Consider the following 15,441-nt stretch of genomic DNA (forward strand, 5'->3'; position numbering starts at 1 on the left):
TTGTAGTCATACACTTCGGGAACCGCAGCTCTACACTTCAATAGACGTAGTATTGGCCGAGAAACGGGTTACTCGCTACTTAGTACGAGGACATAGCGCGTTAGCGAGCGGTGGACGCGTCGCTCGAATCGCGCGTCGACCGTCCAGTCGGCCGCTCTCGCTTCCTGTTCCCACGAGCGGTCCGCGACGACGACCGCGCGGTCCGCGATGCGGCGCGCTTCGGCAAGCGCGCCCGCGACCAGATCCGAGAGATCCAGATTGGCGATTTTCGACTGGCGACCGTAGGGAGCGTCGAAGACCACGGCGTCGGCGGCGCCGTCTGGCAGCGGGAGGTGGGTCGCGTCGCCGCGCAGGGTGCCGAGGACGTGCTCCTCGTCGACGGCGTCGGCGAGGTTCCGGGCCGCTCCGCGGACCATCTTGTCCTGGGCGTCGACGCCGAGCACCGACGCGCCGACCAGTCCTCCCTCGATCAGGACGCCGCCGGTGCCACACATCGGATCGACGAGCGTTCGACCGGGCTCCGCACCGGCGATGTTCACCAGTGCGCGCGCCAGCAGCGGATCCATGCTTCCAGGCTGGAAGAAGGGGCGGTCGGTCGGCGCGCGCGACCCGTACTCCCGGACGCTCTCGACCGCAAGCCAGCCCAGAGCGCAGAGTCTCTTGGGGTCGTCTTCGATCGGAACGGGGGTGGCGGTGCCGGCCGTGACGGCCTCGCGTGGGTCGATATCGCCGTCGCGCTCCCACGCCACTTCCCCGGAAAATACCGCCTGCAGGACGTGGTCTGGGTCGTCGAGGTCCACCGAGAACCCCCGGTCGACGAGCACGTCGCCGAGCGCGCGCTCGACGCGCTGGGTATCGATACCGGTGCTCGCCCGGACGTCGACGGCGCGCACCGCGACAGAGCCGGAGCGGTCGAGCGGTGCCGCGGAGAGCAACGCCTCGGCGCTCCGGACGTCCGCGTCTGCTGTCCCGACGAGTTCGCTCGCTCGGCGCGTGTACGCGAGTTTCGAGACCTTCTCGCGGTCGATTGCGGGTGCCCGTACGACGCCCGGCGCGATCAACTCGGCACCGCTGGCGGCGCTCGCCGCCTCACAGGCCCCGAACCGGTCGTCTTCGCCGCCGAGTTCCAGCAGGTACACACGTGATGATGGGTCGCCGTCGCTCAAGAATCGGCCGGTTTCGGCTGTCATTTCGGATCGTTGACCTGCAAGGAACCCAACGTATGGTTCCGTGGCATCAACCTTTATAAAGCTTAAATACAACCTTTAAACGTACTATGAGCGACCCCAAGGAAACTATCAATATCGAAAACGTCGTCGCTTCGACGGGGATCGGACAGGAGCTCGATCTCCAGAGCGTCGCAATGGACCTCGAAGGCGCGGATTACGATCCCGAGCAGTTCCCCGGTCTCGTCTACCGCACCCAGGAGCCCAAGTCGGCCGCGCTCATCTTCCGCTCCGGTAAGATCGTCTGTACTGGCGCGAAGTCGACCGACGACGTCCACGAGAGTCTGCGGATCGTCTTCGACAAACTCCGTGACCTGGAGATCAACGTCAACGAGGATCCCGAAATCGTCGTCCAGAACATCGTTACGTCTGCGGATCTGGGTCACAACCTCAATCTGAACGCCATCGCGATCGGTCTCGGTCTCGAAAACATCGAGTACGAACCCGAGCAGTTCCCCGGCCTCGTCTACCGTCTCGACGATCCGGAAGTCGTTGCGCTGCTGTTCGGTAGCGGCAAACTCGTCATCACCGGCGGCAAAAAGCCCGTCGACGCCGAGCACGCCGTCGACAAGATCGTCTCCCGCCTCGAAGACCTCGGCCTGCTGGAGTAACGACTCTTCGATACCGATTCTTCGAGCACAGTAGATCAGCATTTACAAGTTCACCCACTGGAACACCGACATATGATAGCTCTCTCTGTCGTTCCCGAGACGATTCCGGCCGTGCTCGGGACGCTTCTCATCGTGACCGTCTTTTACGGCATTACCGCGCATCTGGCCGCCCGGTTCGTGCTCGGCGACGTCCGCATCGAGCACGGACTGATGGTCGGTGCTGTCCCCGCCGTCCTCATCGTCGTCGGGGTCCAGTTGCTGGGTGGGGGTCCCGAAGTACTCCTCGTCATTATCGCGGCACTCGTCGCCGATTACTTCGCTATCAAGCGGTTGTACGACACCGACCGACGCTTCGCTGGCGCGATTACGATCTCTCACTTCGCGATCAGCATTCTGCTCGGGTCCGTGCTCACTTCGCTGCTTATCTGACGCCGCAGAAACGGCTGCACGAACGGTCTCGTCACTAAAACGGTGTTAAATATGCTTAGAAACGCCATGGGCTGTTTTCACAGATGAGTTTTCACCCCCACCGCTAACTGAGAAGCCGTCGTACGTACTAGCGTGACTCGTATGATTCACCACGCCCTCGCAGACGCTATCGACAGTTCGGTGACCGGCACTCACGTCGGGATGACACACCGGAACGCGACAGCAGCGGCGGCGGTGGTAGCATGAGCAACGACAGCGGTGTGCTGCGCGCGGTGTTGCTCGTCGTCGGTCTCCTCGTCCTCCTGCCGATGCTGTGGATGGGATCGATGATCCTGTTCGGTGGCTTCGGCGGCGTCGGCGGCGTCGGCGGCGTCGGCGGCCACATGGCACCCGGTGGCGGCGGCTGGTTCGGCCTGTTCGGCATCGTGCCGCTGCTGTTGTTCATCGCGCTGGTGTATCTGCTGTACGTCGGCCTCCGCGACGGTGGACAGGAGCAAGAAGACGCTGCGCTCGAAGAACTCCGCACCGCGTACGCTCGGGGGGACCTCTCCGACGAGGAGTTCGAGCGCCGGCGCGAACGGCTTCGTGAGGAGCGCTGAGGCGTTACTCGACGAGTCGTTCGATCTCTGTTACGAGGATATCGCTTGCCCCCTCGGATTTTACCTCGGTGATCGTCTCGAAGACGTCCCGCTCGTCGACGACCGCGTGGACCGCGACCATCCCGTCCGTGCCGTTCTCGCTGGCGATGTCCATGACTGTGGGGCCGCCCATACCGGGGATCACGTCACGGACCGCGTCGAGGCGGCTCTCGGGGACGTTCATCATCAGATAGCGTTTGCCGTCCGCGCTCAGCACCGACGAGAGCGCGGTCTCGATCTGGCCGACCTTGTCGTCGTCGAGCACGTCGTCGCGGGCGAACAGCCGTACTGAACTGTCGAGCACCTCGTCGATGATCCCGAGCCGATTGACTTTGAGCGTCGTCCCCGTGCTCGTGATGTCGATAATGGCGTCGGCCATCTCGACGTGCGGGGTGAGCTCTGTCGCACCGGTAACCTCGACGATGTCGGGGTCGACACCCTGCTCGTCGAAGTAGTTCCGAGCAATCGTCGGGAACTCGGTGGCGACCTGCTTCCCATCTAGTTGCTCGACGCTCTTGATGTCTCCCTCTTCGGGTGATGCGAGGACGAGTCGGCACTGCCCGAAGCCGAGATCCAGCAGTTCGGTGACGTTTTCGGGGGCGGCCTCCGCGAGCTGGTCGTGGCCGGTGATGCCCACGTCGGCCGCGCCGTCGCTGACGTACTTTGGGATGTCAGCCGCGCGGGCGAACAGTAGCGTGACATCCGGATCGACCGTCTCGGCGTACAGTTTCCGATCCGCGCCATCGACGACGTGCAGGCCCGAGCGCTCCAACAGATCGAGTGCTGGCTCGTGTAGACGACCTTTGTTGGGGACAGCGATTCGCATTGCCAGTGGCTTCGCGGCCCCGGGTCAACTGTGTTTCGGCCTGCACCGGTTCGGTTAACTGGCTCCCCTCCGAACTCCGCGCCATGACGACATTGCGAATCGCGGGCGGGAAGGTTCTCCGTCCCGATATGTCCGTGATAGACGCCGACGTGCTGGTCGATCAGGACGCCGGCGAGATCCTGGAGATCGGCCCCGATATCGAGGGCGAGGACGAGTATCTCGACGCGGAGGACTCGCTGGTGATTCCCGGCCTCGTCAACGCCCACTGTCACGTCGCGATGACGCTACTGCGTGGCTACGCCGACGACAAGCCGCTCGACCGCTGGCTACAGGAGGATATCTGGCCGACCGAGGCCGAGTTGACGCCCGAGGACGTCTACGCCGGGACGAAACTCGGCGTGCTGGAGATGATCAAGTCCGGGACGACCGCCTTCGGCGACATGTACTTCATGGTGCCCAACATCGTCGAGGCGATCGAGGAAAGCGGTCTGCGCGCCCGTGTCGGTCACGCCACCGTCACCGTCGCGAAAGACGACGAGGCGGCCGCCGAAGACGTCCAGACGAGCGTCGAAATCGCCGGCAAGTACGACGACATCGAGGACGACAGGATCACTACTGCCGTGATGCCCCATAGCCTGACGACCGTCGCCACCGAGTACTTCTCCGACTTCGTCGAAGGGGCGCGGGGCCTCGACGTCCCGCTGCATTACCACGCCAACGAGACGCCGGGCGAGGTCGCCCCTATCGTCGACGAGCAGAGCCTCAGGCCCATCGAGTTCGCCGACGAACACGGGATGCTCGGTGCCGACGACTATCTCGCTCACTGCGTTCACGTCGACGACCGGGAGATCGAACTGCTCGCAGACTCGGGCGCGGCAGCGATCCACTGTCCGGCCTCGAACATGAAACTCGCCAGTGGGATGGCTCCAGTTCAGGACCTGCTCGACGCGGGCGTCACAGTCGGTCTCGGCACCGACGGCGCGGCCTCGAACAACGACCTCGACATGTTCGACGAGATCCGCGACGCCGCCATGATCGGCAAACTCGCGGCCGACGACGCCAGCGCGGTCGACGCCGAAACCGCCTTCTCGCTCGCGACGACCGGTAGCGCCGACGCGCTCGGTTTCGACAGCGGCCGCATCGAACCCGGTGCCAACGCCGACCTCGCGGTCATCGACCTCGACGCCCCGCGACTGTCCCCGCCCCACGACCTCGTGAGCCACCTGTCCTACGCCGTTTCGGGCAGTGACGTCCGGCATACGGTGGTCGACGGCGAGGTTCTGATGCGCAATCGCGAGGTTCTGTCCCTCGACGAGGAGGCCGTAATCGAATCCGCGACCGACCACGCCGCATCGCTGGTCGCCCGTGCGGAAGCGGACGACTGACTCTGCATATCGAAGTTAAACGTTTAGAAGAGGTATTAAACTCTGTAACGGCTTTTGATAGGTTGCAATTTACTTGCCAGATCGTCTGAACCGACTGAACGAGACTCTCCCTTTATCATACTGACCTGTCTGGTATCAGTACAGATGACACGCAACCGTACTCAACTGTTCGCAATCCTCGGTGCCGTGCTGATGATTGCGTCGCTCGTGGCACCGGCGGCCGCGGGAGCGGCTGTGGCAGAAGATGATACAGAGGACCTGACGATCACCGTCTCCGATGACAACGTCGTCACGGTCAACGACACCGACGGGCCCGTCGAGGGCGCGAACGTGACTCTCGAAATCGTCGACGACGATGTCGAGGATGAAGAAGAGACTGAAGAGGAAGAAGAGACCGAAGAAGAGACTGAGGACGACGAATCGGACGACGAAGAGTCCGATGAAACGTCTACAGAGGAAGAAGAGACTGAGGACGACGGATCGGACGAAGACGAGGAAGAATCCGAAGACGACGAAGAGTCTGAGGAAGACGAAGCGGAAGAAGAGGACGAGGCTGAAGAGGAAGAAGAGGACTACACCTACGACGGTACTGAGGAGTACACGACCGACGAGAACGGCACGGTCGAACTCCCCACGCCCGAGGATGCGGTCGAAGTCACGTTGACGGCGACCGACGGCGAGCGAACCGGTGAGACGACCGTCACGCTATCGCCTGATGACGCAGCGACGAACTTCGGACAGGAAGTGTCCTCGTTCGTCGCGACCCTGCAGGACGAAGACGTTAGTGGGCCGATGGGTCTGCAGGTCGCCCAGTTTGTGACTGACAACAACCCGGCAGCTGACAAGATTCCGGACCACGCGGGTCCGCCAGAGCACGCAGGTCCTGACGGTGAGGACGACGACAAGCAGGGACCGCCGGCCAACGCAGGACCGAGCGATGACGACGCCGACGAAGACGACGAGGAAGACAAACGCGGTCCGCCGGCCAACGCTGGACCGGGCGGTGACGACGTGGACGAGGACGAAACGGAAGAGGACGACACTGACGCGGACGACACCGAAGAGCAGACTGACGGCGACGACGCCGACGTCTGATCGGTTCCGTAGCGTTTCTTTTTGTAGCTCACTCCTCGCTAGCGCCGTCTATACTCCCACGTTCGCGCATCAGTCTGGTGCCACGGTTGAGCCAGTCCCGCTGGTAGTAGACGCTCCCGAGGAATAGGTCGCGCCAGACGTAGTCGGCGACGATGGCGACGTAGGCGGCGAGGACGCCGTACTCCAGGTGGACGCCGCCGACGTAGGTGACGCCGAGCAGGAAGACGAACGTCCCGGTCACTTTGGCGACGAAGGGCGGGCGCGTCTCGCTACCGCCCCGGAGCGCACCGGCGAGGATGGCGTACGGGCCGATGAGCACGGTAGCGACGGCGTAGGCCCGAGCGAAGTTGACGGCATAGCCGATCGTCACCGGATCACGCGTGAAGATGCGGACGAACTCGTCGGCGACGAAAAAGAGCACACCGCCGAGGCCGCCCACGGTGAGCGCCCCCAGTGCAGCCGTCGCCAGCCCGTCGTAGTAGGCGCTCTCCGGTTCGCCGCGGCCGAGCGCCTGCCCGACGAGGACGTTCGCCGCGACGCCGTAGCCCCGCGAGAGCGGTGCGGCGACCTGCTGGTAGAGCCGCATCCCGATGTGGTAGGCGGCGTTGACCTCCGTCCCGAACGTGAGCAGGATGGCGTTGAAGGGGAACTGTGCGACGACTTCCGAGAGCCCTTCCGCGATCCGCGGCGCGCTGATGACCACGAGTTGTTTAGCGATGACGTGATCGGAGGGGCGGATGAGACTGATCTCGCTTGCCTCGCTTCCGAGGACCAGCAGGAAGACGACCGCCGCAAAGACGTCCGCGACCGCCGTCGCGATTGCGATACCGACCACGCCGTACTCGGGTATCCCGGCGACGCCGAACGCCAACCCGACCGTCAGTCCGATGTTGAGGACGTTGCTGGCGAGATTGACGTACATCGGCGTCCGCGTGTCGCCAGTGCCCTGGATCGACTTGGCGGCGATCAGGGTCGTATGCCGCGCCGGCGAGGAAAAGAGGATGACGGCGAGATAGCTCGCGCCGATCACCACGACGTCCTGTTCGGCTCCGAGTACGCCGATGGCGGCCTGTTCGAACAGCAACCCGAAGACGACGAAGGGGATCCCGGCGAGCAGGCCCAGCGTGAGCGCCGTGCTCACCGCTTCGTCGCGGTTGGCGCTCGCGCCACTGCCGGTGTCCTGACTCGATAGTGCAATCGCGCCGTCGCCGACGCCCAACCCGAACCAGAGCGGTAGCCGGGCGTAGATATCCGCTAGCCCGACGGCGGTGATGGCCGCTGGCGAAAAGAACCCAGCGACGATCACGTCGGTCGTCCGCATCAGCGTTCGCAACACCTGCTCGGTCATCACCGGCCACGAGAGAGCGAACACCGACTGCCAGACCGATCTGAGGCGGGCCCATCCGGTCGAATCGGTGCTCGAATCGCTCACTAACTCCGCTTGGTGGAGGTGATAGTTGAACGTTGAGGAAGGGGAACTACCGGTCGACCGGAGTTTGTTGCCCGTGGGGATCGTGATCGGCCTTCGAACGCGACGCCGGATGCCCGGGCGCGCGTCGCTCCGGCCGTCGCACGATCTTCGTGCTACGCAAGGCCTTTACCTTAAAATACCCTACCATGGGTAAGGTTAGCCGGTCGATCGGCCGGTGACCGTACTCAAATGCAAAATCAATCCCAACAGCAGGCCTACGACCGCGGGACGACGATATTCTCGCCCGACGGTCGCCTCTATCAGGTCGAGTACGCCCGCGAAGCAGTCAAGCGCGGTACCGCGAGCGTCGGCGTCCGGACGCCCGACGGCGTCGTGATCGCCGCGAACCGAAGCGTTCGCTCGCCGCTCATGGAGCGCTCCAGCGTCGAGAAGATCCACCGAGCCGACGATCATGTCGGTATCGCCAGCGCCGGCCACGTCGCCGACGCGCGCAAACTCGTCGACGTCGCGCGCCAGCGCGCTCAGACGGAACAGCTCCGCTACGGCGAGACGATCGGTGTCGAGACGCTGACCCGCGCAGTAACCGACCACATCCAGGAGTACACCCAGACCGGCGGCGCGCGCCCGTTCGGCGTCGCCCTGCTCGTCGCGGGTGTCGAAGACGGTACGCCGCGCCTGTTCGAGACTGACCCCTCGGGTACCGACTACGAGTGGCAGGCAGTCGCCATCGGCGGCGGCCGCGAGGACAGCCAGGCGTTCCTGGACGACCACTACGACGACAATCTCGATCTCGACGGCGGGATCGACCTCGCACTCGGCGCGCTCGAGGAGACCGTCGAGGATGACCTCACTGCAGACGACGTGGAGGTCGCCACCGTGCCGGTCGACGACGAAACCTACCGGACCGTGGCCCACGACGACCTCGAAGCGATCTTTGCGGAGATGAGCTTCGATGAGTAACTGGAACACCGGTCGGTCGCCGATGGACCCCAAACTCGGCCCGCCAAACGGTCACGAATCCCGAAACGACGACGATGTGGTCACGTCGACCGGAACGACGACGGTGGGCATCGCCACCGAGGACGGCGTCGTAATCGGTACCGACATGCGCGCCAGTCTCGGCGGCCGCTTCGTCTCGAACAAGGACGTCCAGAAGGTTGAGCCGATTCACCCGACGGCGGCGATGACGCTCGTCGGTTCCGTCGGCGGTGCACAGTCGTTCATCCGCTCGCTTCGGTCGGAGGCGGCGCTGTACGAGACCCGCCGTGGCGAATCGATGAGCATCCCCGCGCTGGCGACGATGGCCGGCAACTACGCCCGCGGCGGCCCGTTCCGCGCGATCAACCCGATCCTCGGCGGCGTCGACGCAGAGGGCAGTCACGTCTACAGCATCGACCCCGCAGGCGGCGTCGTTTCCGACGACTACACGGTCACGGGGAGCGGGATGCAGGTCGCCTACGGCGTCCTCGAAAACGATTACGAGGAGGGCCTCTCGCTGGAGGAGACCCGCACACTCGTCGCTCGCGCCGTCCACAGCGCGACCGAGCGCGACACCGCTAGCGGCAACGGCGTCTTCCTCGCCGACATCACGGGCGACGGCGTCGAGATCGAGGGCCACAAGGACTTCGACGACGTGCTGTAGCGTCGGGTTTTTCCATTGGGCCGTCTACTGGCTGTCGAACGGGTTTTCGGCGCTCGATAGCCGGATACAACTATCGAGGGCGTCGAAGTCATCGTCCCAGGTATACAGATACTCTAACTCCGTCCGTTCCATGTATGCCGCGATCGTCGCATCTCCGAAGGCGAGGCCCTCGTAGGTTTCGAACAGTTCTACTGCTCGGTGAAAGTCGGCTTGTGCCGAGTGAACGATCTCGAAGCCTGCTGATTCGGACAGGCGTTGACGGAGGTCGATAGCAATATCGTGACGTTGACGCTCGTGAATCCAGTTCAACGTCTCTAGCAGGACACTATCTGTTACCACACCGGTCGGTAGTTCTCCGCTGTCGATGCCCCGAACGATATCGACTGCTCGTCGGTGGCGATCGTCTGCTCTCGTGTTCTTGTAATCAATGAGGACGTTCGTATCGACGACAGCTCTTCCCATCAGTTATCCTCTTCAAACGTTGGATCGGATTCGTATCCTGCAACATCGTGTCCCTCGAGGCCATCGCTCCCGAGATCGGCCTGTAGATCGTCGTCGTCGAATGCCCCGTATCGCTGGCGAACGATCTCTACGGACAGATTTCCTTCTTTGTCGACGTCCCAGCGGAGCCTGTCGCCAGGTTCGATGTCCAGCCGTCGGCGGAGCGAAGCGGGGACAGTGACCATCCCACGGTCACTAACTTTCGTTTCTTCGGGTGTTCCGTCGGTTGCCATATCACGAAATACTGCGTCTCTTCATATACATGTTGCCCTACATGTGATATGCACTCGTTAATAACGAATCACTTCGTACCGAGATCCGAGACAGGTCCGGTAGCGTAAAGGAGATGCTGGCCCTCCGTTCGAGCATGAGTGATTACCAGCCGATCTCCGAGCACCTCGACGACGTCGAGGGCGCTCGCGAGGACGGCCACCGAAAGATGGACTGGGCACGCCAGCACATGCCGATTCTGAACGCGCTTCGCGACGACTTCGTCGCCGACCAGCCCCTGGAGGGCCAGCGCATCGGGATGGCGATGCACGTCGAAGCGAAGACGGCGTGTCTGGTCGAACTGCTCGCGGAAGGCGGTGCTGACGTGGCGATCACCGGCTGTAACCCCCTCTCCACCCACGACGACGTCAGCGCGGCGCTGGACGAGCACGACCACATCAGTAGCTACGCGAAACGCGGCGTCGACGACGAGGAGTACTACGCCGCCATCGACGCCGTTATCGACCACGAACCGACGATTACGGTCGACGACGGCGCGGACCTGATCTTCCGCATCCACGAGGAGTACCCCGAACTGATCGACTCCATCGTCGGTGGCTGTGAGGAGACCACTACCGGCGTCCACCGCCTGCGCGCGATGGACGAGGACGACGCGCTCGACTACCCGGTCTTTGCCGTCAACGACACGCCGATGAAGCGGTTGTTCGACAACGTTCACGGCACCGGTGAGTCCTCGCTGGCGAACATCGCCATGACGACGAACCTCTCGTGGGCCGGCAAGACCCTCGTCGTCGCCGGCTACGGCGACTGTGGCCGCGGCGTCGCGAAGAAGGCCTCGGGCCAGAACGCGGACGTCATCGTCACCGAAGTCGAACCACGCCGCGCGCTCGAAGCCCACATGGAAGGCTACGAGGTCAAGCCGATGGCCGAAGCCGCGAAAGAGGGCGACGTCTTCATCACCACGACCGGGAACCGCGACGTCATCACCGATGAACACTTCGAGGCCATGCAGGACGGCGTTCTGCTCGCCAACGCGGGCCACTTCGACGTCGAGGTCAACCTCGATCAGCTATCGGACCTCGCAGTCGACACCTACGAGGCCCGAGACGGCGTCCAGACGTACGAACTCGACGACGGCCGCCGCCTCAACGTCCTCGCCGAGGGTCGTCTGGTCAACCTCGCCAGCCCCATCGCGCTGGGCCACCCCGTCGAAGTGATGGACCAGAGCTTCGGGATTCAGGCCGTCGCCGCCCGCGAAATCGCCCAGAACGGTGACGAGTACGCGGCCGGCGCCCACGACGTCCCGGACGACCTGGACCGGGAGATCGCCGAGATCAAACTCCACGCCGAGGGTGTGGAGTTCGACTCGCTCTCCGACGAGCAGGCCGAGTACATGAGTAGCTGGGACCACGGGACGTAAGCGCTCAAACCCGCTTCTTTGCGGCTATTCTGCGGTTTCGACGGCTGTGGTAGCGTCTGCTGATTCCTCGCTCTCGTCGCTGTCGATCACGCCCTGATCCCAGTTCCCGACGACGAACCAGACAGCAACGACGCCGGCGGCGGCGACGTGCGAGAAGGCGATGCCCCACCAGACGCCCATCGCGCCCATCGAGAGCGCCGTGATGAACACCAGCGTCGGCGGGATCCGCAGGCCCCACTGGGCGAGCGCGGAAAAGAGAAACGCCGTGCGAGTGCTACCAGCGCCGCGAAAGCCGGCGTTGATGACCTGAAACAGGCCCATGAACACGTAGGTCGGGCCGATGATCTTGAAGTAGTCCGTCCCCATCCGGACGACGGCCTCGGCCCCCTCGCCCTCGATGAAGACCGAGACGATAGCCTCGGCGAAGACGAACGCGAGCAGGCTGAAGACGGCGAGGACGCCGAAGATAATCCCCGAACTGAGCAGGACGGCCTTGCGCGCTCGGCCCTGTTTGCCTGCGCCGAGGCTCTGTCCGACTGCGGTTTCGGTGCCCTGTGCCAGGCCGACAGCGGGGAGATAGACCAGCGTGTTGATCCGGTTTCCGATCCCGTAGGCGGCGACGGCGTCGGCGCTCACCAGCCCCACCAGCGCCGTCATACCGGTGTACGCCAGCGAGTCCGCACCGCGTTCGAGGCCGGAGGGCCCGCCGACGTCGATGATCTTCCGGACCACGTCGAGTTCGGGTTTGAGATCCGCGAGCGAGAGGTCGATGCCGACCCGGCCGGTAAACAGCAACCAGAAGCCGATGGCTGCGCCGACGCCCCGCGAGAAGACGGTGGCGACGGCAGCACCCTGCACGCCGTAGCCGGTAAAGCCCGTCGCGGCGAGCAGGTCAGCCTGGAGGTCGACCAGACCGACCCACGCGAACAACGGGTTGCCCTCGAAGCCGAGGATCAAGAACGGATCTAGCAGGACGTTGATGCTCACGCTGAGCACCATCAGATACAGCGGTGTCCGCGTGTCGCCCCACCCACGGAGGATGGCCTGGAAGATGAAGAAGCCGAACATGAAGACGACGCCGATGAAGATAGTCCGGGTGTACTCGACGGCCATCTGATGGGTCGCTGTGCCGGGATCGGTGCCGATGTACGGCAGCAGGATGGGCGCGAGCAGGTAGCCCATCGCGGCCAGTAGTACGGAGGTAATAGAGACGAACGTGATCGTCTGGCCGGCGACGCGGGCGACTCTCTCCTCGTTGCCCGCACCCTTGTGCTGGGCGACCAGCACCGTTCCGGCGACGGTCAGCCCGCTCCCGACGCTGATCATCAGGAAGGCAAAGGGAAGCGCAAAGCCGAGCGCGGCGACGGCGTCCGCACCGAGGCGTCCGACGAAGTACGTGTCGATCAGGTTGTAGGTGACCTGCAGGAGCTGTGAGGCGACTATGGGACCCGCAAGAACGAGCAATGGAACCAGTAGTCGCCCCTCGGTGAGGTCGACCGACCGGTCGTCACTCATCGTTCACCTCGCTCCGGATCTTTGAACAAGTCGTCGTTCACAGTTAGGATAGTCGAGGCTCTCCGTCACTGAGTTAAACATCTCACGGTCCTGGCACGGAAGAGGGCGGTCCCGGCGGGAGAATGTGGGTAGAACTGTCGTCGGCGTTACTCGGTGAAGTCCTCGATTGTCGGCCGGTCGTGGTCGCCGGGGAACTCGTCGACCGGTGCCTGCACCTGGTCGCCGCTTTCCATGTCCTTGATCGTCACTTCGTCGTTTTCGAGGTCGCGCTCGCCGACGATGACGACCGTGTCGGCGTTGATCGAATCGGCGTAGTTCATCTGTGCGCCGAAGCTACGGTCGGCGACGTCGCTCTCGACGACGTTGCCAGCGCCCCGGAGTTCGCGGGCGATCCGTGCGGCGACGGGCCGCGTATCCCCGACCTGGAGGACGTAGTAGTCCGTCGAGAGGCTTTCCTCGGGCCAGACACCGGCGCGCTGGAGGAGCAGCGAGAGCGTCGCGTCGCCGGGCGCGAAGCCGACTGCGGGTGTCGGCTGGCCGCCGAAGCTCTCGATCAGGTCGTCGTAGCGCCCGCCGCCGAAGACGGCGCGGGAGACCTCGCCAGTCGAGTCGAAACACTCGAAGACGACGCCGGTGTAGTAATCGAGTCCCCGCGCGGTCTCGAGAGAGAGGTCGCAGTACTCGCGGACGCCGAAGTCGGCGGCGGCGTCGAGGACGTTCTGGAGATTGGTGACCGCCGCCTCGATGCGGTCAGTTCCCGCGAACTCGATCAGGTCGTCGAGTTCGTCCTCGTCGACGTCGAGCAGGTCGTCGAACTCGCGGGCCTGCTCGTAGGAAAGCCCCGCGTCGACGAGCAGTTCGTGATACTCGGCCTCTTCGATCTTTGCGCTCTTGTCGACGGCACGGATCGCGGCCTGTGTGGCGATTTCGCCCTCGAAGCTCTCCAGCAGGCCGCCGAGGATATCCCGGTGAGAGACGCGGAACTCGAAGTCGTCGGCGTCGAGGCCGAGGTTCGTCAGCATGTCGGCCGCGACGGCCAGCACTTCGGCGTCGGCGGTCGGCTCGCTGGAGCCGAAGATGTCGACGTTGGTCTGATAGAACTCGCGAAAGCGTCCCTGCTGGGGCTCCTCGTAGCGCCAGAACGCCCGTGTCGAGAACCACTTGATCGGCTTCGAGAGCTCCTGCTGTTTGGCGACGACCATCCGTGCGACCGTCGGCGTCAGTTCGGGCGTCAGCGCGATGTGTCGGCCACCCTTGTCCTCGAAACTGTATAGCTCCTCGACGATTTCCTCGCCGCTCTTGTCGATATAGAGCTGTGCGTCCTCCATCGCGGGCGTACCGATCTCACGGAAGCCGTAGCTTCGTACCGTGGACTCGACCGCGTCGAACATCTGCCGACGGGCCTGCATCTCCTCCGGATAGAAATCCCGGAACCCCTTGATACGTTCGTACATGTCCTCCGGTTGGCCGAGCGGACGCTTGAAACCTGCCTTTCCTAGATGGCGATCATCGTTACACCGGCCACGGCAAGCACCGCAGCGACGATCCGGATCCGGAAGTGTTCTTCCCCGAGCACGACGCCGCCGAGGATCACCGCGACGATGGCCTGTGTGTTCACGATCGGCGAGGCGATGCTCGCCGGAATCAGCGAGAACGCCAGAGTCGTCGTGTGCTCGCCCAGCGCGACGATCACACCCGCCCCGGCGAGTTTGGGCAGGTCGGCGCGCAGGGTATCGGGGACGTTCTGTACCGCCGAGGGGAGAAAGACGAGGAGGACGCCGGCGAGCAACAGCGGCACCCACAGTGCGGTCGGCACCGCGAGTTCCTGGAGAACGACCCGCCTGCCGACGTCGGTGACCGCAAACAGCATCGCCGAGAGCAACGCCAACTGTGCCGGACGGGAGTGGGCGGCGCGCCGGATCGGTTCGAGCAGGCTCCCGGCCCGGTAGTTCGCCACGTAGACTGCGAGCGTCGCGACGACCACGCCAGTGACCTGCAACAGCGTGAGGAACTGGCCCAGCAGGAGCACCTCGATTGGGAGCACGAAGACGGGAACGATCTTGTTGATCGGCGCGACGTAGGAGACCTCGCCGGTCTGGATCGCGTACAGAAAGAGGATGAACGCGCCCGCGGTGCTCAGGATCGTCAGTGCGATCACGATGACGTGTTCGAGGCCAGCCCCGGACAGCGAGGCGGCGTCGCCGTTGGCGAGCCCTCTCGCCGTTATCGGCGCGTAAAACAGGATCGCGAAGGCGTTCACACAGACCGCGAGCGTCGTCGCCGGGAACTCGTCGAAGTAGCGCTTGAGGACGAACAGGTAGCTCCCCCAGACGAACGCGGCGAGAATCGAGTAGACAATGCCGATTTCCATCGAGTTACCACCCCAAGCCGCTCGAATCGACTGTCGGCTTCGCCAGGAAAATCATACCAGGAAATTGCCTGTGATCTCTGAAACATCCGTCGAAACCCCGTTTGGATGCCTTGCAGTGT

General features: G+C 63.8%; 16 protein-coding genes. 8 read left to right on the forward strand and 8 right to left on the reverse strand.

Features of this window, described 5'->3' with window-relative positions; all coding sequences use genetic code 11:
- Positions 1-68 precede the first annotated feature (68 nt).
- Positions 69-1,139 carry a methyltransferase domain-containing protein gene (locus ACFQL3_RS17375; RefSeq protein WP_377057138.1) on the reverse strand — a complete coding sequence of 357 codons (1,071 nt, stop codon included), beginning with the start codon at positions 1,137-1,139 and terminating at the stop codon, positions 69-71.
- Positions 1,140-1,276: 137 nt separating this feature from the next.
- On the opposite strand from ACFQL3_RS17375, the gene ACFQL3_RS17380 reads away from it, so the two are divergent.
- The 3 genes from ACFQL3_RS17380 (at position 1,277) to ACFQL3_RS17390 (ending at position 2,865) form a co-directional block, all read left to right on the forward strand.
- Positions 1,277-1,837: a TATA-box-binding protein gene (locus ACFQL3_RS17380; protein ID WP_377056622.1), complete on the forward strand. Its 561-nt coding sequence runs from the start codon at positions 1,277-1,279 to the stop codon at positions 1,835-1,837.
- A gap of 72 nt (positions 1,838-1,909) precedes the next feature.
- Positions 1,910-2,266 (forward strand): DUF7473 family protein, encoded by a 357-nt coding sequence (locus ACFQL3_RS17385; RefSeq protein WP_377056624.1) that lies wholly within the window; start codon positions 1,910-1,912, stop codon positions 2,264-2,266.
- 242 nt (positions 2,267-2,508) lie between these two features.
- A complete protein-coding gene (locus ACFQL3_RS17390) occupies positions 2,509-2,865 on the forward strand; it encodes an SHOCT domain-containing protein (RefSeq protein WP_377056626.1) in 357 nt (118 codons plus the stop codon).
- 4 nt (positions 2,866-2,869) lie between these two features.
- Here the strand turns inward: ACFQL3_RS17390 and hisG are convergent, their stop codons facing one another.
- Positions 2,870-3,730 carry an ATP phosphoribosyltransferase gene (gene hisG / locus ACFQL3_RS17395; protein WP_377056628.1) on the reverse strand — a complete coding sequence of 287 codons (861 nt, stop codon included), beginning with the start codon at positions 3,728-3,730 and terminating at the stop codon, positions 2,870-2,872.
- An 83-nt stretch (positions 3,731-3,813) separates the two neighbouring features.
- Here hisG and ACFQL3_RS17400 point away from each other — a divergent pair, with 83 nt between their 5' ends.
- Together ACFQL3_RS17400 and ACFQL3_RS17405 are read left to right on the forward strand one after the other, a co-directional pair.
- The gene (locus tag ACFQL3_RS17400) at positions 3,814-5,115 is read left to right on the forward strand and encodes an amidohydrolase (protein WP_377056630.1); all 1,302 of its coding nucleotides are present in this window, start codon (positions 3,814-3,816) and stop codon (positions 5,113-5,115) included.
- A 144-nt stretch (positions 5,116-5,259) separates the two neighbouring features.
- Positions 5,260-6,210, forward strand: a complete 951-nt coding sequence (locus tag ACFQL3_RS17405; protein WP_377056632.1) for a hypothetical protein — start codon at positions 5,260-5,262, stop codon at positions 6,208-6,210.
- A 28-nt stretch (positions 6,211-6,238) separates the two neighbouring features.
- On the opposite strand, the gene ACFQL3_RS17410 is transcribed toward ACFQL3_RS17405, so the two are convergent.
- The gene (locus ACFQL3_RS17410) at positions 6,239-7,558 is read right to left on the reverse strand and encodes an MATE family efflux transporter (protein WP_377057139.1); all 1,320 of its coding nucleotides are present in this window, start codon (positions 7,556-7,558) and stop codon (positions 6,239-6,241) included.
- 312 nt (positions 7,559-7,870) lie between these two features.
- Between ACFQL3_RS17410 and psmA the strand changes: the two genes are divergently transcribed.
- Together psmA and psmB are read left to right on the forward strand one after the other, a co-directional pair.
- Positions 7,871-8,602: an archaeal proteasome endopeptidase complex subunit alpha gene (gene psmA / locus ACFQL3_RS17415; RefSeq protein WP_377056634.1), complete on the forward strand. Its 732-nt coding sequence runs from the start codon at positions 7,871-7,873 to the stop codon at positions 8,600-8,602.
- Entirely contained in the window at positions 8,595-9,284 is a 690-nt protein-coding gene (psmB, locus tag ACFQL3_RS17420) for an archaeal proteasome endopeptidase complex subunit beta (protein ID WP_377056636.1), read from the forward strand. Before psmA ends, psmB begins: the two co-directional genes overlap by 8 nt.
- Positions 9,285-9,308: 24 nt before the next feature.
- On the opposite strand, the gene ACFQL3_RS17425 is transcribed toward psmB, so the two are convergent.
- Both ACFQL3_RS17425 and ACFQL3_RS17430 read right to left on the reverse strand, forming a co-directional pair.
- Positions 9,309-9,746 carry a type II toxin-antitoxin system VapC family toxin gene (locus ACFQL3_RS17425; RefSeq protein WP_377056638.1) on the reverse strand — a complete coding sequence of 146 codons (438 nt, stop codon included), beginning with the start codon at positions 9,744-9,746 and terminating at the stop codon, positions 9,309-9,311.
- Complete coding sequence (locus ACFQL3_RS17430; protein ID WP_377056640.1) at positions 9,746-10,018, reverse strand: AbrB/MazE/SpoVT family DNA-binding domain-containing protein; 273 nt, start codon at positions 10,016-10,018, stop codon at positions 9,746-9,748. Before ACFQL3_RS17430 ends, ACFQL3_RS17425 begins: the two co-directional genes overlap by 1 nt.
- A 134-nt stretch (positions 10,019-10,152) precedes the next feature.
- Between ACFQL3_RS17430 and ACFQL3_RS17435 the strand changes: the two genes are divergently transcribed.
- On the forward strand, positions 10,153-11,436 hold the full coding sequence (locus tag ACFQL3_RS17435; protein ID WP_377056642.1) for an adenosylhomocysteinase: 1,284 nt from the start codon (positions 10,153-10,155) through the stop codon (positions 11,434-11,436).
- 24 nt (positions 11,437-11,460) lie between these two features.
- On the opposite strand, the gene ACFQL3_RS17440 is transcribed toward ACFQL3_RS17435, so the two are convergent.
- From ACFQL3_RS17440 to ACFQL3_RS17450, 3 genes are all read right to left on the reverse strand, one after another.
- Positions 11,461-12,951: an MATE family efflux transporter gene (locus ACFQL3_RS17440; RefSeq protein WP_377056644.1), complete on the reverse strand. Its 1,491-nt coding sequence runs from the start codon at positions 12,949-12,951 to the stop codon at positions 11,461-11,463.
- Between the two features lie 146 nt (positions 12,952-13,097).
- Complete coding sequence (gene hisS / locus ACFQL3_RS17445) at positions 13,098-14,405, reverse strand: histidine--tRNA ligase (protein ID WP_377056646.1); 1,308 nt, start codon at positions 14,403-14,405, stop codon at positions 13,098-13,100.
- 41 nt (positions 14,406-14,446) lie between these two features.
- The gene (locus ACFQL3_RS17450) at positions 14,447-15,322 is read right to left on the reverse strand and encodes an EamA family transporter (RefSeq protein ID WP_377056648.1); all 876 of its coding nucleotides are present in this window, start codon (positions 15,320-15,322) and stop codon (positions 14,447-14,449) included.
- Positions 15,323-15,441 lie beyond the last annotated feature (119 nt).

This window comes from Natronoarchaeum sp. GCM10025321 (assembly GCF_042663585.1).
Lineage (GTDB): Archaea > Halobacteriota > Halobacteria > Halobacteriales > Natronoarchaeaceae > Natranaeroarchaeum.